Annotated in this window: 20 protein-coding genes and 1 pseudogene; 4 read left to right on the top strand and 17 right to left on the bottom strand. The window is 66.8% G+C overall.

Annotated elements, in window-relative coordinates:
• The 3 genes from JNK99_RS00175 to ilvA form a co-directional block, all read right to left on the bottom strand.
• Positions 1-521 (bottom strand): PDC sensor domain-containing protein (locus tag JNK99_RS00175; RefSeq protein ID WP_291846927.1); only part of this gene is annotated, 521 nt, incomplete at its 3' end.
• Positions 522-555: 34 nt separating this feature from the next.
• Positions 556-1,701, bottom strand: a complete 1,146-nt coding sequence (locus JNK99_RS00180; RefSeq protein ID WP_291846929.1) for an ABC transporter substrate-binding protein — start codon at positions 1,699-1,701, stop codon at positions 556-558.
• 104 nt (positions 1,702-1,805) lie between these two features.
• Entirely contained in the window at positions 1,806-3,044 is a 1,239-nt protein-coding gene (gene ilvA, locus JNK99_RS00185; protein ID WP_291846932.1) for a threonine ammonia-lyase, read from the bottom strand.
• 332 nt (positions 3,045-3,376) lie between these two features.
• Between ilvA and JNK99_RS00190 the strand changes: the two genes are divergently transcribed.
• Positions 3,377-4,237 (top strand): DMT family transporter, encoded by an 861-nt coding sequence (locus JNK99_RS00190; protein WP_291846935.1) that lies wholly within the window; start codon positions 3,377-3,379, stop codon positions 4,235-4,237.
• Between the two features lie 28 nt (positions 4,238-4,265).
• Here the strand turns inward: JNK99_RS00190 and JNK99_RS00195 are convergent, their stop codons facing one another.
• Both JNK99_RS00195 and JNK99_RS00200 read right to left on the bottom strand, forming a co-directional pair.
• The gene (locus tag JNK99_RS00195) at positions 4,266-5,315 is read right to left on the bottom strand and encodes a type IV toxin-antitoxin system AbiEi family antitoxin (protein ID WP_291846938.1); all 1,050 of its coding nucleotides are present in this window, start codon (positions 5,313-5,315) and stop codon (positions 4,266-4,268) included.
• A gap of 60 nt (positions 5,316-5,375) precedes the next feature.
• Positions 5,376-5,738, bottom strand: coding sequence for a DUF2917 domain-containing protein (locus JNK99_RS00200; RefSeq protein WP_291846939.1), 363 nt, complete (start codon positions 5,736-5,738; stop codon positions 5,376-5,378).
• Positions 5,739-6,002: 264 nt separating this feature from the next.
• Between JNK99_RS00200 and JNK99_RS00205 the strand changes: the two genes are divergently transcribed.
• Positions 6,003-7,421, top strand: coding sequence for a PLP-dependent aminotransferase family protein (locus JNK99_RS00205; RefSeq protein WP_291846941.1), 1,419 nt, complete (start codon positions 6,003-6,005; stop codon positions 7,419-7,421).
• A 60-nt stretch (positions 7,422-7,481) separates the two neighbouring features.
• Here the strand turns inward: JNK99_RS00205 and JNK99_RS00210 are convergent, their stop codons facing one another.
• The 11 genes from JNK99_RS00210 to JNK99_RS00260 all read right to left on the bottom strand — a co-directional run bounded on the left by JNK99_RS00210 (position 7,482) and on the right by JNK99_RS00260 (position 19,508).
• Positions 7,482-9,275 carry an ABC transporter transmembrane domain-containing protein gene (locus JNK99_RS00210; protein WP_291846943.1) on the bottom strand — a complete coding sequence of 598 codons (1,794 nt, stop codon included), beginning with the start codon at positions 9,273-9,275 and terminating at the stop codon, positions 7,482-7,484.
• Between the two features lie 23 nt (positions 9,276-9,298).
• Positions 9,299-9,694, bottom strand: a complete 396-nt coding sequence (locus JNK99_RS00215; RefSeq protein ID WP_291846945.1) for an MAPEG family protein — start codon at positions 9,692-9,694, stop codon at positions 9,299-9,301.
• Positions 9,695-9,793: 99 nt separating this feature from the next.
• Complete coding sequence (locus JNK99_RS00220) at positions 9,794-10,504, bottom strand: RDD family protein (protein WP_291846947.1); 711 nt, start codon at positions 10,502-10,504, stop codon at positions 9,794-9,796.
• On the bottom strand, positions 10,501-11,283 hold the full coding sequence (locus tag JNK99_RS00225) for a BPSS1780 family membrane protein (protein WP_291846949.1): 783 nt from the start codon (positions 11,281-11,283) through the stop codon (positions 10,501-10,503). The genes JNK99_RS00220 and JNK99_RS00225 overlap by 4 nt, the downstream gene beginning before the upstream one ends.
• Positions 11,284-11,363: 80 nt before the next feature.
• Positions 11,364-12,674: a DUF58 domain-containing protein gene (locus JNK99_RS00230; protein ID WP_291846953.1), complete on the bottom strand. Its 1,311-nt coding sequence runs from the start codon at positions 12,672-12,674 to the stop codon at positions 11,364-11,366.
• Positions 12,675-13,664 (bottom strand): MoxR family ATPase, encoded by a 990-nt coding sequence (locus JNK99_RS00235; protein WP_291846954.1) that lies wholly within the window; start codon positions 13,662-13,664, stop codon positions 12,675-12,677.
• Between the two features lie 10 nt (positions 13,665-13,674).
• Positions 13,675-14,808, bottom strand: coding sequence for a DUF4350 domain-containing protein (locus JNK99_RS00240; protein ID WP_291846956.1), 1,134 nt, complete (start codon positions 14,806-14,808; stop codon positions 13,675-13,677).
• On the bottom strand, positions 14,805-16,352 hold the full coding sequence (locus JNK99_RS00245; protein WP_291846958.1) for a hypothetical protein: 1,548 nt from the start codon (positions 16,350-16,352) through the stop codon (positions 14,805-14,807). The genes JNK99_RS00240 and JNK99_RS00245 overlap by 4 nt, the downstream gene beginning before the upstream one ends.
• Entirely contained in the window at positions 16,342-17,328 is a 987-nt protein-coding gene (locus JNK99_RS00250) for a stage II sporulation protein M (RefSeq protein ID WP_291846961.1), read from the bottom strand. The genes JNK99_RS00245 and JNK99_RS00250 overlap by 11 nt, the downstream gene beginning before the upstream one ends.
• Before the next feature lie 112 nt (positions 17,329-17,440).
• Entirely contained in the window at positions 17,441-18,172 is a 732-nt protein-coding gene (locus tag JNK99_RS00255) for a serine protease (RefSeq protein WP_291846964.1), read from the bottom strand.
• 409 nt (positions 18,173-18,581) lie between these two features.
• On the bottom strand, positions 18,582-19,508 hold the full coding sequence (locus JNK99_RS00260) for a LysR substrate-binding domain-containing protein (protein WP_291846967.1): 927 nt from the start codon (positions 19,506-19,508) through the stop codon (positions 18,582-18,584).
• Positions 19,509-19,607: 99 nt separating this feature from the next.
• On the opposite strand from JNK99_RS00260, the gene JNK99_RS00265 reads away from it, so the two are divergent.
• Both JNK99_RS00265 and JNK99_RS00270 read left to right on the top strand, forming a co-directional pair.
• Positions 19,608-20,384, top strand: a complete 777-nt coding sequence (locus JNK99_RS00265; protein ID WP_291846972.1) for a ferredoxin--NADP reductase — start codon at positions 19,608-19,610, stop codon at positions 20,382-20,384.
• A gap of 125 nt (positions 20,385-20,509) precedes the next feature.
• A complete protein-coding gene (locus JNK99_RS00270) occupies positions 20,510-20,917 on the top strand; it encodes a hypothetical protein (protein WP_291846969.1) in 408 nt (135 codons plus the stop codon).
• Between the two features lie 66 nt (positions 20,918-20,983).
• Here JNK99_RS00270 and JNK99_RS00275 read toward each other — a convergent pair.
• A pseudogene (locus tag JNK99_RS00275) lies at positions 20,984-21,569 on the bottom strand (IS3 family transposase); the annotation flags it as partial.

Below are 21,569 nucleotides of genomic sequence, written 5' to 3' on the forward strand. Positions count from 1 at the left end.
CCATCGATCGCCACTTCACCGATCAGCACCTGATCGGCGACCGGGATCGCCAGGCTGACCGCCAGCCGGGCACTAACCGCCGACAGGAAGACCTCCGACCACACCGGTACCTGCCGCTCGCGGGCCTGACGCAGAATCGCCCAGCGGGAGAGGTCGACCTCGAGCAGATCGTCACGCTGGCGGCGCATCCCCAACGGCAGACCCACGGCGCAGACCGCATCGTCTGCCGCCACGACGTAGATCGCTGCAAACACCTCGCCAGCGCCCGCATGCGCATCAAGGATTGGTGGCAAGCTCACTCTCGCCGGCTGATCACCCCGTTGCCCGAGATACTCGGCCACGGCCGACAATTCGCGCCCGGCGCTGCGCAGATACTCCTCAACCTGACCCGCTATGGCCCGGGCCAGCGCCTGGTGGCGGGCTTCGATGTCCGCCATCACCTGTGGCAACATCACCCACATGAGCAGCGCAGCAACCAGCAGCAACGGCAGGACACCGGCCAGCGTGAAGCGCCAGCCCAACCATCGCCAGAGAGGCCGGGCCGGCGCCACGGCCCTACTTGAGGACGACCAGACGGCCATCGCGCACCACCGTCATGACGACACCCTGGTTCACGTCGCCGAAGTCATCGAACACGATCGGCGCCTGGGCTCCCTCAAAGCGGCGCACCTTCAGCACGGCTTCCTTGACGCTTTGCGTTCCCTGACGCTGGGACAGCGCATCCAGCAGCACATTGGCAGCGTCGTAGGCCAGCACTCCGCCAAACCCCGGTTCGCGATGGAAGCGCTCCAGATAAACCTCGCGCAAGGCCTGGTAGCGCGGTGCCGTGCTGCGGCGATCGAAGCTCTGCCCGACCAGCAGACCTTCCACGGCCTTGCCGCCGAGCTCGAGCAGGCGCTCGGTCGCCGCCCATTCGGCCGCAACTATCGGCAGGCGGCTGCCCAGCTTGCGCAGTTGCTGACACAACAGAGCCGTGTCCACCGAGTTGGCGACGATCAGCAGTCGGTCGGGCTTGCTGGCCAGAAGTTCCCGGGCGAGCTGCCGCAAGGACACCTCGCCGCCCGACCTGAAGCCGATGGCCGGGAGCATTTCACCACCCCCATCGACATAAGCGGCACCAAAGCCGGCCAGCCAGCTCTCGCTGTAAGCCATATTGCTCAGATCATGAGCCGCCACCAGGCGCTGCCGCCCGGACTGTTGCAGAACATATTGCGCCACCCGTCGCGCGCTGGCATGGTTGGACGAAGCGACGCGAAAGAAGTGGTCATCGCGACCACTGAGCTGCTCGGTGGACACCGTCGGGCTGACCAGCAAGACCCTCGCTTCGTTGGCGATCGGCACGGTGACCATGGCCATGGCGCTGGTCATCGGACCGACGATGGCGACGGCGCCCTGCTCGATCAGTTCGCGCATCACCCGCTGCGCCACCTCCGGATTCTGCTGATCATCCCGGATCAGCAGCTTCACCTTGCGCCCGGCAACACCACCTGCCTGGTTGCGCTGCTCGACTGCCAACTGGACTGCATCGCGACCGGCAATGCCGAGGTCGGCCACCCGCCCCGAGCTGCCGCCGATAAAGCCGATGATGATCGGTTCCGGCTGCATCGTGCAAGCCGGCAGAATCGCCATGCCGAGGAAGCCGATCGCCGCCGCCCAGCGCCGGACGACCCGGCGACCAACAAACAGCCCGCTGTTCCCCATGCCCGACCTCCCGCCAGCAGTGCCCGCACCACCCCTCAATGTAACGGCAAGGCAACGACGTTGGCAACGCACCGACCGCACACGCGCACCGTGCGTCCGGCCGGCTAACGGGTCGCCAGCAGGTTACGGGCAGCCAGCCCCTGGGCCGCAAAATGCTCGAGCAGTTCCTGTTGATGCGCCAGATCACGCGTTTCGATCTGCAGGATGATTTCGGTCATTCCCACCGCGACGTGCAGTTCACCACGCCGGTGCTCGACATGACGAACATTCATCCCGTGCTCGGCGACGACGCCGAGCAACCCCGCCAGCCGCCCGGGCGAGTCCGGAATGGTCACCGCCAGGCTCATCAGGCGGCCACTCGAGGCCAGACCGTAATCGATCGAACGGCCGACCAGCGTCATGTCGGCGTTGCCGCCGCTGATCAGCAGCACCACGCAATCATCCGGCCGCGGCAGCACCCTGCCCTTGCGCAGTGCCGCCAGCGCAACGACCCCGGCGCCCTCGCCGATGGTGCGGGTACGCTCGAGCAGGCAGACCATCGCCTCGGCGATGGCGTTGTCGTCGACCGTGACAATCGCATCGACATGCCGGGCGATCACCTGCCGGGTCAGCACCCCCGGTGCCTTGACCTTGATCCCGTCGGCGATGGTATGCGCCGACGGCGTGACGGCTTCCAGGCTGCCGTCGTCGAGAAAGCGGCGGAAGGGGGCAACCGTCTCGGTCTGCACACCGACAATGCGCACCGCCGGATGCTGCAGCTTGATGGCCAGCGCCACGCCGGAGATCAGACCGCCACCGCCGAGCGGCACCACGATCAGATTGGCGGCCGGCAGGGTCTCCATGATCTCCAGCCCGATGCTCGCCTGGCCGGCGATGACCTCCCAGTCGTCGTAAGGGTGCACGAAATCGAGTCCACGTTCGTCACCCAGGCGCTCGGCCACCAGCTTCGCTTCCTCGAGGTTGTTGCCTGCCAGAACGACCTCGGCCGCCAGTCCGCGACAAGCCTCGATCTTGGTCAGCGGCGCGCCGACCGGCATGACCACCGTCGCCGGCAGACCGCTGACCAGGGCGGCGCGCGCCACGCCCTGTGCGTGGTTGCCGGCGGAGGCGGCGATCACGCCGCGCTGCCCGCGACCAGCGGCGAGCAGCCGGTCGATCTTGTGACTGGCCCCGCGCAGTTTGAACGATCCGGTCGGCTGCAGGTTCTCGAGCTTGAAGTGGATCGGCAGACCGAAATCGCGCGACAGCACATCGTTACGCCAGAGCGGCGTGCCGAGCGCTTCGGCAGGAATGCGCGCCCGTGCCTGCGCGAGGTCGTCCAGGGTCAGCGGGATGCTGTCCATCGCTCAGCCCGCACCCGGCGGGCAATGCTTGATCGGGAAATCCATGGCATTCCGCCGCCCGGACGGCATCCGGCCAGCCGCAGACAAAAATGCAGTCTAACGCGTCCGGGGCTGCCGAGTCTTGCTGATTTCTTCCGCTCTTCACGACAAACGCGCCGCGCCGCCCGTCGTCGAACGCACGCGGCAAACCCGTCAGCGCCTGACAGAGCCCGCTGCCGGTGCCGTCCCGCTCCCCGATCCTCTCCTCGGCGTGCCCCTCCGGCCGTCCCGGCAAACCGCAGCTGCCGGGTTTGGCGGTAGAATCCGCGGCTTCCCTTCCGGTGACGCCGTCGATGCACTCCCTGTGGATGCTCCTGGCCAGTCTGCTCTTCGCCTGCATGGGGGTCTGCGTCAAGCTGGCGGCGGCCAGCCACTCGGCGGTGGAGATCGTCTTCTACCGCAGTGTGCTGTCGCTGGTCGTGATGTTCGCCCTGGTCCGCCTGCGTCGGGTGTCGCTGCGCACGCCCCACTGGCGCTGGCAGATCAGCCGTGGTCTGGTCGGTTGCTCGGCGCTGTTCGCCTACTTCTGGGCGATCACCCGGCTCCCCCTGGCCACTGCGGTGACGCTCAACTACACCTCGGCCATCTTCCTGGCCATCTTCCTGGCGCTGTCCGGCCAGCGGCTGACGGCAGGGATGCTCGGTGCATTGGTGCTCGGCCTGGCCGGCGTCGGCCTGCTGCTCAAGCCGACCTGGCACGCCGAGCTGCTGCTCGGCGGTCTGAGCGGCCTGGCCTCCGGCGTGCTCGCCGGAATGGCCTACTTCAGCGTGCGCGAACTCGGCTCGCGTGGCGAGCCCGAGAGCCGAACCGTCTTCTATTTCTCCCTCGTCTCGTCGCTCTGCGCAAGCTGCTGGCTGATGGTTTCCGAAATCCATCCGGTCGACCCGCACAGCGGCACCCTGCTGCTCGGCGTCGCCGTTTTCGCCACGGCTGCCCAACTGGCGATGACCCGTGCCTACGCCGGCACGCGAACCCTGATGGTGGCGGCGCTGGCCTACAGCACGGTCGTCTTCTCGAGCCTGTTCGGCATCGTCTTCTGGAACGAGACGCTGGACCAGTCGTCGTGGCTGGCCGTCGGGCTGATCGTCATGTCGGGGCTGGCAGCGACGCACTTCTCGCGCGCCACACCGGTGCGGCGCGCGCCACCGGCCTAGCGGCGGGCATCCGCCGGCGCGACGCTGCTCAGGCCGGTGGAAAACGGCGCGCCAGGTGTTGGTCGTAGAGCGCCTGTGCCGCTTCGATGCAGCTCCGGTTACCGGTCGCCAGCAGGTCCGCATAGACCAGCGCCGGTGCCACCGTCTGCGGCAGTCCGCCGGCCGACAGGACGTCGCCCCAGAAGGGCTTGCGCAACTCGACCAGATGCTCGTACTCGACCGGACGGGCAGGCGCCAGGTGTTCGCGGGCGACCAGGCGGGCGGGCAGCTTCTCCCCGTAGATGGTCAGCATGCCGGGCTGCAACGCACAACCCAGCAAGCGGGCAGCCGGCTCGCCGCCCCAGCGCGTTTGCGCCGGATTGAGCGGCCAGTCCGGCCAGCCGTCGAAGTGCTCGGCCAAGTAACGGCCGACCAGCGTCCTGCCGCGCAGACCCAGCGCATAGTCATGCGCCCACTCGTCGAGCAGGCGCTTGCCCGCATTCAGCCGCCGTCGTCGGTCGACGACGACCAGGGACCCGTCACGCTGCAGTTCGTTGATCACCGTCGGCAGCGCTCCCAGGGCAACGTCGGCGGCCGCGGCGATCGCCCGGTACGGTGCGGCAGCCAGTTCGGGATCACAGATCAGCGCAAACAGCACCTTCAAACGGCTGGTGGTGAACCCCTTGCCTGTCCGGCGGGCGACCTGCCGCTCGTTCAGTTTGCGGCCGCATACGTAAACGAAAAGACCCGGTCCTTCGAGATAGGCATTGCCGGCCGCGTCGGCGAACTGCTGTTCCTGCTCGCGCAAGCGCTGGGCCAGCTCCGCACTCAGGCCACGGGTGATCAGCAGAGGCGGGGGATCACCCGCATCGCCAGGCTGGCGAAGCTGCGCCAGCACGGCCCCCAGGCTGCTCGGAACGAGCTGGCCCCTGATCGCCGCCGCGTAGTCGCGCCCGTAACGCCCCTTGCCGACGCGCAGCCAGGTCCTGGCGCGACCATCCTCCGGCCCCGCTTCGTCCGGGTAAACGACGACGCTCAGGCTGTGCCCGCGCAGCGCCTGCGCAACTCCTTCGAGGAGTGTGTTGTCTGCCACATTCATTGCCGAACCGCCCACCCGCCTGTTGAACCGCCCGGATTATGAACGTTAGCCGGCCGGCGTTCAAGATCGGCTGATGTTCAACGCTGTTCGTCCGGCCGGCAGCAGGACACGCCAGGCGCACCGCGCCAGCCCGTGCAGGCGCGACAGATACTGCTGGAGACTGGCCAGGGCGACCAGCGACCGGTCCGCAGCGCTTCTCTCGAACCTGACACGCGCGCTGCCGATGGCTTCAAGCAGGGCCAGGCCGTCGGCGCCGACCTGGTGACTGTCACCCGGTTTGAGGAAGATATCGCCGGCTTCGCCTTCGACGGTCAGCCAGGCCAGTCCGGCCGTGCAGGTGACCCGCACCCCGCGGGCCGAGAGCAGGCGGACCGGCGTGTTGTCGGCGAGGCAGAGTTCATTGTTGCAGAGATCGAGGTTCATGGCATTTCTCCTTGGCTTGCCGTGCAAGTCGCGAGCGACTCACCAGTCTCCCCCGCTGGCTCGCGCGAGGAGGGTTGCTGAGACCAACGCTCATGGCCTTGACCATCGGAAGCGTCTGCAACAGCCGTGAGCGTTCGTTGGAAACAGTGTAGAGCGCTCGCTCCCTGTGGTACAGTTACAAAATTGATAAATTGTGATCGATACAGTCTTCAGATCTCACAACTGTACCGGTTGCGGAAAATCACAACTGTACTGGTCAAACCGATGGAAGAAGGACTGCTGCGCTACGAGAAACTGGCCGAGGATCTGGGTGGAATCATCGTCGCCGGCAATCTGCGACCGGGCGAACGCCTGCCCTCGGTGCGCCGCCTGTCACGCGAGCGACGGCTGTCGGTGTCGACCGTGCTGCAGGCGCTGCACCAACTCGAGGACCGCGGGCTGGTCGAAGCACGGCCCCAATCCGGCTACTTCGTCCGCCACGCCGCCGCGCGACGTGCCCCGCCCGACCCCCGTTCGACACCCGAGGAGCCGGTGCCGGTGGATGTCAGCCAGCGCCTGATGCACGTCTTGCAGGCCGGCGTCCGGCCCGGCATCGCCCCCCTGGCGGCAGCCCTGCCCTCCTCCAGCCTGCTGCCAGTCGCCACCCTGCAAAGGCTTTACGGCGGCGTCGTGCGGCGCCACCCGCAACTGCTCGAGGGCGGCAGTCACATCAACATGGACGAACCGGCGCTGGTCCGCCAACTGGTGCTGCGCTCGGTCGGCTGGGCCGGCCCGCTGGCCGCCGCCGAGTTCGTCATCACCAACTCCTGCACCGAAGCCCTCGGCCTGTGCCTGCGCGCGGTCACCCGCCCGGGCGATACCGTGGCGGTCGAGTCGCCGGCCTACTACCTGATGCTGCAACTGCTCGAGACGCTCGGCCTCAAGGCACTGGAAATCCCCACCGACCCGCGCAGCGGGATCTCGCTCGAGGCGCTCGATCTGGCCACCCGCGGCAGCCGGATCGCGGCCTGCCTGCTCGTGCCGAACGCCAGCAACCCGCTGGGCAGCATCATGCCCGACGAGAACAAGTGGCGCCTGGCCCGACTGATGGTCGAACGCGCTGTGCCGGTGATCGAAGACGACATCTACGGTGACCTGCACTTCGGCAACCAACGCCCGCGGCCGATCAAGGCCTTCGATCACGCCGGCAACGTGATGCTCTGTTCGTCGTTCTCGAAGTGCCTGTCCCCCGCGCTGCGCATCGGCTTCGTCGCCGCCGGCCGCTACCGGCCGCAGATCGCCCTGCACAAGACGATCACCAGCGGCGGCACCAACCCGGTCACCCAACTGGTCCTTGCGGAATATCTCGAATCAGGCGCCTGCGCGCGCCACATGCGCGGCCTGCGCCGCATCTACCAGCGCCAGGTCGAGGCGATGCGCGCCGCCGTCGCCCGCTACTTTCCGCCCACCACACGAATCACCGAACCGCAAGGCGGTTTCGTCCTGTGGGTCGAGTTGCCCGCTGACGTCGACACCAGCGCGCTCTACGAGCAAGCCATCGCCGCCGGCGTCGGCTATGTGCCGGGCGAACTGTTTTCGGCCAGCGGCATGTACCGCAACTGCCTGCGCCTCAACTGCGGCAATCCGCATACGCCGGAGATCGATAACGCCGTCCGCCGCCTGGGCGAGCTGATGGATTCCTGACCGCCGGCCCCCGCCGCGCCGGTTGCTGACGCCCCGGCTGCCTGCACGGCCAGAGCCTGTTCAGGCAGCGAACTGCAGGGCCGCCAGACGGGCATACAGACCGCCGCTGGCCACCAGCGCCGCGTGCGTGCCGTCCTCGACCACCCGTCCATGCTCGAGGACGATGATCCGGTCGGCCCGCTGCACGGTCGCCAGGCGGTGCGCGATGACCAGCGTCGTACGCCCGGCCATCGCCGCGTCGAGCGCCCCCTGCACGACGCGCTCGCTGGCCGCGTCGAGGCTGCTGGTGGCCTCGTCGAGCAGCAGCAACGGCGCATTCTTGAGCATCGCACGGGCGATGGCGATGCGCTGGCGCTGCCCGCCGGACAGGCGCACGCCCCGCTCGCCGACGAAGGTGGCGTAACCCTCGGGCAGGCGAAGGACGAATTCGTCGACGAAGGCAGCCGCGGCGGCAGCGTGGATCTCTTCAGCCGATGCTCCGGGTCTGCCGTAAGCGATGTTGTCGGCAATGCTGCCGGAGAAGATCACCGCTTCCTGCGGCACGACCGCAATCCGGCTGCGCAGCTCACCCAGCCCGACCTGCCGCAGGTCGCCGCCATCAATCAGGATGGCGCCGTCCCCGACGTCGTAGAAGCGCTGCAGCAACTGGAAAACGGTGGTCTTGCCGGCGCCCGAAGGACCCACCAGGGCGACCGTCTGTCCGGCCGCCATGTTCAGGTCGAGACCTTGCAGCACGGGTTGTTCCGGACGCGACGGATAGGCAAAGCACACCCGCTGGAAGCTCACCTGCAGCCCGCCGGCCGACGTCGACAGGCTGATCGGCCGTACCGGCTCGACGATCGGCGAGCGCGCCGCGAGCAGCTCCATCAGGCGCTCGGTGGCCCCCGCCGCGCGCAGCAGGTCACCCCAGACTTCGGCCAGCACCGCCACACTGCTGGCGACGACCATCGCATAGAGCGCCGTCTGGCTCAATTCGCCGGCACTGACCTCGCCCGCCAGTACCGCCTTGACCCCACCGTACATGCCGTAGAGCAGCGACCCGAAGACACCGATGATGACGAAGGCGGTCAGCGCCGAGCGCGTGCCGCTGCGTCGGACGGAGGCGGCGAACGCTTCCTCGCCGACCCGGGCAAAGCGCGCCGCCTCGGCACTCTCCCGGGTATAGCTCTGCACCACCGCTACCGCGTTGAGGATCTCGCCGGCCAGCGCGCTCGCCTCGGCCAGGCGATCCTGGCTGGCCCGCGACAGCTTGCGCAGCCGTCGCCCGATGAGCACCGCCGGCAGGACGACCAGGATGACGCTGCCGGCGACCGTCAGCATCAGGCGGGGTGTCGTGCTGAGCAGCATGGTCAGGCCACCGAGCAGCAGGACGAAATTGCGCAGACCCATGCTGACGCTCGACCCGAGTGCGTTGTGGATGACCGTAGTGTCGGTGGTCAGACGCGACAGCACCTCGCCGGTTTTCAGCGTTTCGAAGAACTGCGGGCTTTGACACAGCACGTGCGCGTACACCGTCTGCCGCAGGTCGGTGGTCACCCGCTCGCCGACCCAGCTCACCATGTAGAAACGGGCGGCGGTCGTCAGTCCGACGAGCAGCGCGAGAGCGAAGAGCAGCAGGAAGTGGACGCGGATCGCTGCCAACCGGTCGCCCGGGGCGCCTTCCGCCGGATCAGCCAGACCACCGTCCACCAGCAGCTTGACGGCGTAAGGCAGTGCCAGCGTGGCAGCGGCGGCGAGCAGCAGGAACAGCAGAGCCAGCCCGACCTGACGACGGTAACGTACGACATAGGGGAGCAGCTCGCGCAGCGGTTGCAGACGGCGCACCGCTGCCGGTCGCTGCCCCCTGTCCGCCACGCCTGCCTCTGCCCGCGGGGTGTTCAGCCGAATAGTCCGCGCACGATGCCCCAGGTCCCGCCCAGCCCAAGCGCGCCGAAACAGAGCATCGAGAACAGGAAGCCGCCGCCACGGGTCTGCGGATCGCGTGCATAGGCCACCGCGTACCAGACGCGGCCAGCCAGCCAGAGAGTGCCGATGACCGTCGCCCACAGGCTGGAGAGGCTGCCGGCGAACACCCACAGCACCGGGAGAAAGGCCACCGTATTCTCCAGGGTGTTCATCTGGATGCGATAGGCGATCTCGAACTGCGGGTGGCCGGTGGTTGCCGGCGCCTTGATGGCAAACCTGATGCGGCAGCGGCCGACATAGGCGGCGCAGGAAAACAGCAGGAAGGAGGTGGCGAGGGTGATCAGGGCAGGACCCGGATGGGCATTCATGGCGAAGATCCGTTTGACCAATGACGGGACAATGACAGCGAAAAGCGGGAGAGATTCAGCGGATCATCTTCGACGTCCGGTGATCGAGTGGGATGAAATTCAGGCCGCCCGGCCACCGAGCAGGAAATTGCCGATGCGCAGCAGACGACGTTGCGCCGCCGCACCGTCCAGACCGGCCGTCAGCGGGCCGGCGGCAGCAGCCAGCTCGGCAGCCCGCTCCGGGGTCAGCAGAGGCGCGCGCTGGCTGAACTCGATGATCGCCAGTTGCTCTTCGCGGGTCAGGGCAAGGAGCGGCGGCTCGCTCCCCGACTCGCCCTCGGCGCCGGCCGTCAGGCGCCCGACGCCCGCGACATGCACCACCAGTGTGCCGGCCGCCAAGTCGCCAAGGCGCTTGCCCTCGGCATTGAGCAGGCTGCTGACGAAGCCTGCGGCGTACAGCCAGGGCAGGAAGTCGACGGCGCGCAGGGTGTTGCGAATGACTGCTGCATTCCAGCCGATCGGCCGGCCATCGTCATGCACCACCGCCAGACCACAGGATTTCTTGCCCGGTGTCTGACCCTGGCGATACACCTCGAAGAGGATCGGATAGAACCACTCGAGCAGGAAGGCGCCAAGCAGCAGCATGCCGGCCCCCAGATTGCCGAGCTTCGATCCGACCAGCAGCAGCCCCAGCCAGACCACGAGACGGATCAGGAAATCGATGAACCAGGCACGCGCCCGTGTCACCGGCCCGGCCACTCGCAGATCGATTTCACAACCTTCGGGCGTCGCCAGGCGGCGGATGGTATCGAGGCGGGTGTCAGCGCTCACTGACTGAAAAAGAGATCGCGAAAGGCGGCATACAGCGAAGCGTAAAGCACCGGCAGCAGGACCAGCCAGCCGAGCAGGAAGGGCAGGCTGGCCAGTACCGCCGCGAGCAGCACCAGCACGCCGTAGAGCAGGAAGGGCGGGAAATTGCGCAGCGCGACGCGCAGGCTTGCCCGGATCGCCTGAGAGGCCGAGAGTTCGTGCAGCACGACCAGTGGCGGTGCCAGCCAGACCGCCATGGCCAGCGGTGTGAACACCAGGATCATGGCCAGCACTGAAACCACGAAAGTCCAGATGGCCGTTTCCTCGCCACCGGCACGGCCCGCCGTACCGAAGGCCAGGGCGCCGGTAAGCGCGGCAATGACACCAATGATGATGGCCATGACCAGCAGTCCGAGCAGGTAGAGCAGGCCGACCAGCAGCAATGCTCCCGGCTGGCGCGCGAAACCGGCAAAAAGATGAGCGAAACGGATACCGCGGCCTTCCTCGATCGCCCGACAACCGATGCTGATGCCACCGATGAACACCGGGATCACCAGGTTCACCGCGATGTTGAGCAGCGGAATCGAGCCGAAAATCAGAACCACGGCCATGAACGTGAGGGCGATGCCGATCCAGGTGCCCGGCGCGGTGCGGAACATCTCCCAGCCGCTGCGCAGCCAGTAGTAGCCATGACTCGCCGGTACCAGGCGGCCGCCAGCAATGAAACTGCCGAGGCTGCCGACACCGTAGTCCTGGAGGCGCGCCACCGGCGCCTGGAATGGATTGCTCTCGCTGTTCATCAACCCTCCCCCTGCCCTGAAGCCAAACGAAATCGTCGCCGGAAGCAGCACAACGGCAGCCCCTTCGCGGGCGCATACTATCACGCACCCGCCCGCTTTCTGGCCCGGTAGTGATTGATCAGGGCGACCGGCAACTGGCGGGCACTGACGTCGAGAATCTCCACCCCGGCGTGGCGCAACAGGGCGAGTTGCCGGCAGCGCGCCTGCAAATATTCGAGGCCGGCGGCGCGCGTCAGGGCGGCCGCGAAGTCGTCGATCGGTGCTTCGAGCAACTCGTCGAGCACCGGCTCGCGCAGACTGACCACGCTCACCGCGTGACGACGCCTCAGATGGCGGACCGCTGGCAACAGCGTGTCATCGTCCTCGTCACGCAGGTTGGTCACCAGAATCACCAGCGCGCGCTTGTGCAAATGACGGCTGAGCGTCTCGCCGGCCGCCAGATAGTCGGGCACCTGCAGCGACGGCTGCAGATCGTAGACGGCATTCATCAGCTTGTTCAGGGTCGCCAGCGACTTGCCCGCCGGCAGGACGCGGGGCCGCGCATGACCGAAAGTGGCCAGCCCCACCGCATCACCCTGGTGCAGGGCGACCCAGCCGAGCAGCAGGAGGGCATTGAGGGTATGGTCGAAATGCGACAGGTCGCCGTCGCGCGCCCGCATGCGGGCACTGCAGTCGAGCAGAAACACGATCTGCTGGTCGCGTTCGTCGGCGTACTCGCGCGAAATCAGGCGGTCGACGCGCGAACTGGCCTTCCAGTCGATCTGTCGCGGCGAATCGTCCTGGCGGTAGTCACGCAACTGCTGGAACTCCATCCCCTGCCCGCGGCGGCGGCGTTGCACGATACCGATCTGCGACAGACGGTTGTCGGTTGCCAGCAGGGTATAGTGCGCTATGCGCGCGAAGTTCGGATAGACCCGTACCTCATCGACCGCCGTGATCGTCTCCTGGACCTGCCACAGGCGCAGCGGCGAAGAACGGCGCAGCGTCACGCCGTCGAACACCTGCCGACCGCGTTCACTGACCGAGACCCGATAGCCGACACGCTGCCAGCGTCCGGGAGCTATTGCGAAGCGCAGCGGCAGGCCAGCGCTGACAAAGGCGGCGGGGTGGCCGTCGGTCAGCCAGCCGCTCGCCTCACCCGCCTCGCAGCTCAGGCGCAGCCGGACCACCTGCCAGGTTCCCACCGGCATGGCGTGCGCCAGTTCACGCCGCACCGTGATGCCGCCGCGCCGACTGGCCGCCGCAACGGCATCGACCAGTCCGACGCCGAACAGCACGCCGGCGGCGGTCTGCCAGAGCAGCAGCCAGCCGGGCAGGACAGCGGCCAGCACCCCGAGCAGCAGCCAGGCAGCGGTGGCCAGCAGAAGTCGGCGATTCGGCAGCAGCAGCATCTAGATACGCGGGGCCGGCACGCGATCGAGCAGCTCGCACAACAACTGGTCGGTACCCAGCCCCTCGATCTCGGCTTCGGCGGTTGGCGTCACCCGGTGGCGCAAGGCCGGCAGGGCAACCGCCTTGATGTCGTCGGGCGTGGCGAAGCCGCGCCCGGCAATCAGCGCCCGGGCGCGCGCCGCACGCACCAGCGCAATCGGCCCGCGCGGACCCGCGCCACTGGCCAGACCCGGCGTGTCGCGGCTGGCCCGCACGACGGCCACGGCGTAGGCAAGAACACGTTCGTCCAGCGTCACGTGGGCCGCCCACTGCTGCAGTCCGACCACCGTCGCCGGTCCGACCAGAGTGCCCACCGCCTCGACGTCGAGGTCCGCACCCGTCTTGGCCTGCGTCACCTGGCGGGTGAGCGCGACCTCTTCCTGCTCGCTCGGGTAATCGATGCGGATCTTCAGCAGAAAGCGGTCGAGCTGCGCTTCGGGCAAGGGGTAAGTGCCTTCCTGCTCGATCGGATTCTGCGTCGCCAGCACCATGAAAGGCTGTGGCAGGCGCGCGCTGTTTCCCTCCAGCGTCACCTGTTTCTCCTGCATCGCTTCGAGCAGCGCCGACTGCGTTTTGGCAGGCGCCCGGTTGATCTCGTCAGCCAGCAGCAGATGGGTGAACACCGGTCCCTGGCGGGTGACGAAACGCGCCGTCGCCGCATCGAACAGCGTATGGCCAACGACATCGGAAGGCATCAGGTCGGGAGTGAACTGGATGCGCCGCGTCTCGCCGCCGAAGGTGCGCGCCAGCGCCTTGACCAGCAGGGTCTTGCCGAGCCCGGGCACGCCCTCGATCAGGACGTGGGCATCGGCCAGCAGGGCGATCAGCACTTCGTCGATCACTGCCTGCTGGCCGATCACCGCCTTGGCCATTTCGCCACGCAGGGCAGCCAGCAACTGCTCTGCCTGATGCAGTTTTTCTGCGGGAAGGGCGGGGGCGGCAGGATTCATGAGGAGGCTTTCAGAGAAGACGTTCCAGCTCGCGCAGTACGCGCAGAGCATCGGTAAAGGCTTGCGGGTGGTCGGCACGACCCGCCAGCGCGCTGGCAATGCGCGCCGCCGGCAGGCCCGACAGCACCGTCAGCGCACTCGCCTGTGCCGCCAGTGGACGCGCGGCAAGGTCCGGTTGGCGCTGCGCCAGGTGACGGCGGAAATGTTCGCGCGCCGCCGGCAGGAGCGCCGACAACTGACCGGTACGCCACAGGTAATGAGCCATCGCCGCCAGGTGCTGGCGCAGTTCGCGGCGTGTCGCCAGGGGCTCCGGCCGGACACTGCCGAAGCGCGGCACGATCATCCAGAGCCAGACAGCGATCAGCACCGCCACCGCCAGGCAGGTGGTCCAGGCATTCTCCCAGAGCCACTCGAACAGGGTCGGCATCTGCAGGCGCGACAGGAGGAGGACCCGTGGCTGCACCGACGGGTCGTCACGGCTGATCAGACGCCAGTACAGTTCGGCGTGGTCCTGCTGGCCGATATGGCGGTTGCTCAATTGCTGGTCGAGCTCGCTGGCCACCGTCAGCCGGCCGCGCCCGATCCGGAAGTGCAGGATCTGCTGGCCACGCTCGCCCTGCCCGGCTGACCAGAGCGGCTGCCGCTCGCCGGCGGCGAGCAACTGCGTACTGGCGTCGACCCGTAGCGGGCGTGACTGACCGGGCAACAGGACCTCGATGATCGACCGGTACTCGCCGTGTTTCGCGTCGGGCGGCGGCAGTCGCCGAACACCCAGGCTGTCGAGCAACGGATCGGCGAGCGGCGGGAGTTCGGCCACCGCGATCAGCCACCCTCCCTGCGCAACCCAGTCAAGCAGGTGGCGCAAGCGCTCGGGCGGCAGCAGATGCGCCCGCTGGCGGTCGAGGAAGAGGCTGCCGCCGGCCGGCAGACGATCGAGAATGCGGGCATCGGACTGGCGCGTCAACTGACCGCCCATGCGTGTCGTGAAACGTTCGAGCGCCAGATAGGGATTGCGCCGGGCCTCGGCCTGCGGCGCTTCGCGAAGGGTCACCGGCACCCGCTCCAGATGGTCGACCAGCCAGACCGCGAGGACGCCCAGCGCGCTCGCGACAAGCAGCGCGAGCAGGATGAAACGCCGCCTCACGAGCTGCTCACCCGGTGGTCGAAGTGCCGACCCCAGTCGGCCAGCAGAGCTGCGGTCCGTTCGCCCGGAAAAGCCTGGCCGCCGTAGGCAACCAGGCACCAGGCGTGAACCACCTCGCCGAAACAGTGGTCCACCTCGGCCGGCACCTGCCCGGCGACGCGAAGCAGACAATCCTTCTCGGTGTCGCCGACGGCAAACTCGATCTGTCGCTGCTGGATCAGGCGAACCAGTGCCCCGCGGTAGAGCAGGCTCAGCGCCTCGACCGTGTTGCCACCGGCCAGCGCCGCAGCGGCCGCGGCGGCAATGTCGGTCGGCAAGGAATCCGGCCGCAGGTCGAGACCGGACAGGAACTCGGGTGCCGTGCGTGGCAGCGCCGCAGCCCGCTTTTGCCGGTAACGGATGACGAGATGGGTGGCACCGGCCAGCACCAGCCCGACCAGGACCCAGAGCAGACCGCGCAGGACCTCGGCCAGCAACTCGGTCAGGCGCATCAGCAACACGAACCAGTTTCGCCCGTCGTCACCGGCCGGCGCCTCCTCCTGCCGCCAGTGCCAGCGCCAGTCGTCCTTGCTTTGCCCAAACACCGGGTCGGCGAGAACTTCGTCGACCGCCAGACGGGTCGCGCTGGTGGACAGGGCTGTTCCGCTCGCCGCGCCGGAGCCGGCAACGGGCGGCGGCCTGGACTCCGCCGCTGCAACGGACGATGGCACGGCGGCCTGCGCCGGCGCCGCCGGCAGCCAGAGCATGACGACTGCAGCCCAGCCCAGCACGGCGAACACCGGAGCCACGACGATGCCGCCCGCCAGACGCTCGGCCAGACGGCGCAGACCGACCTCGATGTCCCAACCCTCCAGTTCGCTGCGCCGGTTCAGATACAGCGAGAAACCCGAGGCCACGTAGAGCGGTTCGATCACCGTCTCGGCCGACATGAAGAGCAGGTTGCTCAACAGGTACTGACCATTCGAGCGATCACCGCCGAACCACTCCCAGAGCGACAGGTCCTGATGGTCGCCGGGGACGAGAGCGAGCAGCAGGACGAGGAGCGACACCAGCAGGATCGACGACATGTTGGTACAAAAGAAGGTCAACCAGACCGCATGGCCTCGACAACGCCGCGACAACAGGCGGAAACGCGCCCGTGCCGTGGCGCCATGCTGCTCTTCCAGTTGCCAGACCGGCAGCAGCAGCGCCCGCGCCAGGCTGAAGCGGCGCAACGTCAGACCGGAAACCACCCCCGGACCGCGCCACAGACGTGGCAGCTCGCGCAACACCGCACGCACGCTGCACGCCTCGCCGAACACCGAACGACTGAAGACATGTAGCAGCACCCGATCGAACAGTGGCTTGAGCCACCAGAGCAGCAGCATCACATACTCCGGCCACGGCCAGAGGAGCAGCATGAGCAGCAGTCCGAACGACCAGTAAGTGGCAAACCAGGCGCCGTAGACGCGTGGCGCCCATTGACGAAGCATCGCATGCCCGAGGTCGATTGCCTCCCAGGCGCTGCGCCGGCGCAAGCCGATGGCGATGTCCTCAAGCCGCACGGGGGGCAGACCGTCCAGCCAGCAAGAGATAGGCCCAGGTCAGCAGCCACAGCGTGATGCCGACACCGACCTTGATCTCGAACGTAACGCCGTGCAGGGGCGACCAGAAGGCCTCGATGAAAGCGGCGGCGAAGGTCAGCAGAGCGGCACCGTAAAGCAGTTTCACCGCCACCCGCGCATTCTCCTTCAGTGCCGCCAGACGGGCGCGTCGCCCGGGCGCCACCAGCGCCGCGCCAAGCTTCAGCCCGGCGCTGCCGGAGAGGATGACACCGGTCAGTTCGAAGGCACCATGGCCGGCAACAAAACCCCAGAAGCTGGTGACGTAGCCGATCTGTGTCAGATGACCGGCAACGGCCCCGATGTACAGCCCATTGTAGACCAGATAGAAGACGCTTCCCAGACCAAAGGCGATGCCGCCGGCAAAGGCCTGAAAGTCGATGCGCACATTGTTGGCAATATAGAAACCCCACATCGCCCAATCACTCGACGCCGCGCGTGGCCGTCCAGGGTGACTCGCCGTCGGTGCATACATCTCCTCGATCTCGCCAACCGTCTCCGGCGGCAGCAACAGAAAGGCAACATCCGGCCAGCCCTGAATGGCCAGCAGACAGACCAGCAGCGGCAGCAGCAGCAGCAGAGCGGCGGCCAGCACCAGGCGCCACTCGCTGCGCACGAGCAGCGGCAAACCGGCCCCGAGAAAGTACCGCCAGGTTTGCCCCTGCGGCTCGCCGGCGCCGTAGATGCGCTGGTGCGCGGCCAGCACCCGGCGGTGCAGCTCCTCGACGAGGGCTGTCGAGTAATGCCGGTCGTGCACCAGCGCCAGGTCGTGGCAGAGCCGGCGGAAACGTTGCGGTAGACCAGCGACGCCGGGCGAATCGCCCTCCGGCGCGACCGCATGCGGACCTTCTGCTGCCAGCCAGCGGTCCCAGGCCTCCCATTCCGCGCTCCGGCGGGCAATGTATTGGCGTTCCTTCACGCTGCATTCCAGATAATCCGGCGGATGATGAGGTATCCGCCGGCAAACGGCAAGACCGGCAGCCCCGTCCGCAGCCACCCTTCGGCACGGGCAGGACACGGCGCAGCGCGCTTCAGTCCGCGGTCAGCGTCATCAGGATGTCGGCGTACCAGGCGCAGTTGAGGCCAAGCGCCTCATCGAGCCTGAGGTCACGGCTCCCGACGTCGAGGCGCGCCGAGTGCACGCCGAGCAGTAGCCAGGGCAGATCGCCGCGCCCCGGGTTCGACACGGTGGCACGCATGACCACCGGTGCGCCGCTGGTGCCGCGGTGGGTTCGCGCATCGGTAAGGAAGTAGCCTTCGCCCTTGAAGCGCCAACCGAACGATGAGGCGAGTACCGCGTGCCGCACCACCGGCATGTGATGCAGCGTGTCATGAAAACCGAGCGGAAACCCGACCACCAGCAGTGAGCTGCCGACCTCGACCAGGTCGTCGCCAGCCGGCAGATGGGCCGGGGTGAACGCGCACAACAGCGTACTCGGAGGAAGCGCCCTGCGCTCGATCTCGATCACCGCCAGGTCGATCTCGCCAGAGACATCCTGTCCCTGCCGCCAAAGGCTCCGGCCATCGCGGTAGAGTGGGATCGAAAAGCCGCTCGACTCGGCGAGATTTACGCGGTTGGTGTGCAGCTCGATCTCGATGCGGTCGGGAAAATGGCGGCTCGGCTTGTCGAGCAGCACATGCCGGCTGCTCACCAGGAACAATCTGTCATGGCGGGCAAAGAAGAAGCCGCTGGCATTGGTCAGCAGGCGCTGCTGCTCGAAGGTGCAGAGACGCGTCGAGGTGAGGAGGATGGATTCGATCATCGAAGGCTCGGGGAAAGCGGTGCCGCAGCCAAACTCTTGCGGCTGACCTCCCGGCATTCTGCCCGACAACTTGACTGCATGGGGACATTCCGGATCGGTAGGGTCGGTACTGGCGCGTCACTTGAAGTGCGGCGCGCTGCGGGACTGCGCATTCAATTTATCGGACTTCCCGTGCGCGACGCCTACGACCCGAAGTCCGGACAATTCTTTCCCCGGGCAGGACCCGCGTTTCCAGTATTGAGCCGTGTTGTCTTCCATTCCTCGGCATCGAGGCGTTCCGTTGTCGCGTTGGTCATCGAGCAGCGCCCCGGAAATCGCCACCGGCGGGGCAGGCGTTTCCAAACTTCAGCCTTCCAAAGTAAGGTCATCTTACGTCACCCTTGGAAGACGAAATTCCGGGGGAACCTCGCTACGGAATCAGCGACCACGCAATCTCGTCACTCCGCTCGACGCCTGCCGTCATCGAGCGACACAACCCGACGAACTCGCGCATGCCCGCCGTCTGGAACTTGCGGCGATGCCAGAGGAAGTGGAAGTGACGCCGCAGATCGAGTTCCGGCGTGGCCAGCGGCACCAGGTTGCCGCGCCGGAAGGCCTCGCGCAGCGCCAGGCGCGAGATGCACCCGATGCCGAGACCGAACTCGACGGCGCGCTTGATCGCTTCGGTGTGCTCGAGTTCCAGCCGGACCTGCAGTACGGAGTGATGATGGCGCAACGCCTGGTCGAGTGTCTCGCGCGTTCCGGACCCCGGCTCGCGGACGATCCACGGCTCCCGCGCGAGGTCCGCCATGCTTGCCGAACCGACCGCCGCCAGACGATGGTTGGGCGCACAGAAGACCACCAGCTCGTCGGCCACCCAGGGTTCGACCACCAGGTCCGGGTGCCGACAGGTGCCTTCGATCAGGCCCAGGTCCAGCTCGTGCCGCGCCAGTCGTTCGACGATCGTCACCGTGTTGTGCACCTTCAACTGGAGCGTACTTTCCGGGTGCCGCCTGAGGAAATCGGCGATGATCAGCGTCGCCAGGTAATTGCCGATGGTCAGGGTGGCGCCGATCAGCAACCGGCCGTAGCCGGCCCGGCCTTCGAGCACGCTGTCGATCGCCGCCGCCCTTTCGAGCAGTTCGATCGCCTGCGGCAGGAGCGCCTGACCACGTTCGTTGAGGCGCAGTGCCTTGCCGAACCTGTCGAAGAGTTGCGTGTCGTACAGTCGTTCGAGCTCGGCGAGCGCCGTGCTGGTGGCCGATTGCGACAGCGCGAGTCCCTCGGCTGCGCGCGATACGCTCTGTTGCCGGGCGACGGCCACGAAGACGATGAGCTGTCTCAGGCTGAAGCGCATATCTGCTTTCCTTATATATCTTATTCAAGCAATCTGTTTTACAAATATAGCATCAGGCGATACGATGAATTTCGTTACAAGCACACCATGGGCAAAATGATGAGCAACTTTTCCGCACAACGCGTCATCTCGGTTCACCACTGGAACGAGAGCCTGTTCAGTTTTCGTACGACGCGCGACCCCGGCCTGCGCTTCATCAATGGGCAGTTCGTGATGATCGGCCTGCCGCAGGAAGGACGCCCGCTGACCCGCGCCTACAGCATCGCCAGCGCCAATCACGACGACTATCTCGAGTTCTTCAGCATCAAGGTGCCCGAAGGACCGCTGACCTCCAGACTGCAGCACCTGGCGGTTGGCGATGAAGTCGTGGTCAGCCGCAAACCGACCGGTACGCTGGTGCTGCGCGACCTGCGCCCCGGGCAGAATCTCTACCTGCTGGCGACCGGTACCGGGTTGGCGCCGTTCATCAGCCTGATTCAGGACCCGGAAACCTACGAGCGTTTCGAGAAGGTGGTGCTGATTCACGGTGTTCGCTGGATCAAGGATCTCGCCTACCGCGAGTTCATCAGCAAGGACCTGCCGCAGCACGAGTACTTCGGTGACCTGGTACGCGACAAGCTGACCTACTACCCGACCGTCACCCGCGAACCCTTCCGGCACGAGGGTCGGATCACACAGCTGGTGAATAGCGGCCGCCTGTTCACCGACATCGGCCTGCCGCCGCTCGACCCGGCGCGCGACCGGGCGATGGTCTGCGGCAGTCCGGCGATGATCAAGGATTGCTGTGCCCTGCTCGACTCGCGGGGATTCCGGGTTTCGCCCTACATCGGCGCTCAGGGCGACTACGTCATCGAACGAGCGTTCGTCGACAAGTAGTCACGACAGTCCAGGCACTTCGCCCCCTGCGACAGCCTGGCCGTCACACCCGGAGCGGCGAGGCACTGGCGTCGTCGGAGAAAGGCATTGCTGACCATGTGCGGCGCCCTGAAGGAGCGCTGCACATGGAACTTGGAAATCAGATCGCGGGCGAGCAGTCCGTTGATCACGGCAGCTTTGGCACCGCCACGCAGATTCGCGGGCAATGGTTCGATATTGCCATGCGGGTGGACGGCAGCGGCTTTGATGACTTTGGTTTGGGTGGCGGTCAGTTTGACGTTCATGATCATCTCCAAGCGGGTGAACGACAAGGTCGTGCGAAAAGTCGGATCCTGTTGCGCAGAACGCTCCGCCACTTCCCACAGCGCCTGCGCCACATCCGGGGGGTTCTTCTCCCACCATTTCGCACCGCAAAACGCGTGAGTCCCCAGACAAACGATCCTGGTGCGTTTCTCGTGCAGGCCAAGCCGGACGGCCCGCCGACTCGATCCGAAAACGTCCTCGCACCGAGCGCTGCCACGACAGTACTTTGAACGCCATCTCCGCCTGAAACGCCCGGCGCTCCGACCCCGTCATCTTGCTCGACGCAAGCCGAATATGATGTATTCAAAGGCAGCAGCCTTGATTTCGGCATGGGTCACATGGTGTACGCCATGGACCCGTTCATTCTTGAAGCGGTTGAACCAGCTCTCTGTCGGCGCGTTGTGCCGGGCTTCGCCCTCTCGCCTGACGGCTCGCAAAACGGCGCTTCGCTTGTTTTCCCGGCAGTTCCCTTTCCGGGTCATCGGGCAGACCGGGCCGTGGGACTTGAGTTTGTCCTGCAAGACATGACTGGCGTCTTGGCTTCCGGTCGGGGTGCTGTTGGCGCAAAGCTTCTGGCGAGCAGGTTCTTCGCCATCGGCAGGCCATGCTTCGAGTCGGTCATGACCTGGTGGCGCCGCTGCTGGCGGGCAGTGATGCCGTTGTCGCGGATCAGTCGCTCGACCCGTTCCCTGCTTGCCGAAAAGCCTCGCGCACGCGGTTCGCGCACCCTGCGCGGTCTGTCGTAGGTTCCCTTGAGTTCGACGTGGAGCGCGCGGATCAAAGTCAGCCTCCGATCGATCGTCGGTCAGGCGCTTGCGATCCGGCGATCCGCCGTGTTTCCATGCGCGATGGCCACTGACGCCGGGGGCGAGCACGACACAC

Source organism: Accumulibacter sp., from assembly GCF_016789985.1.
In the GTDB taxonomy this organism is placed as follows: domain Bacteria; phylum Pseudomonadota; class Gammaproteobacteria; order Burkholderiales; family Rhodocyclaceae; genus Accumulibacter.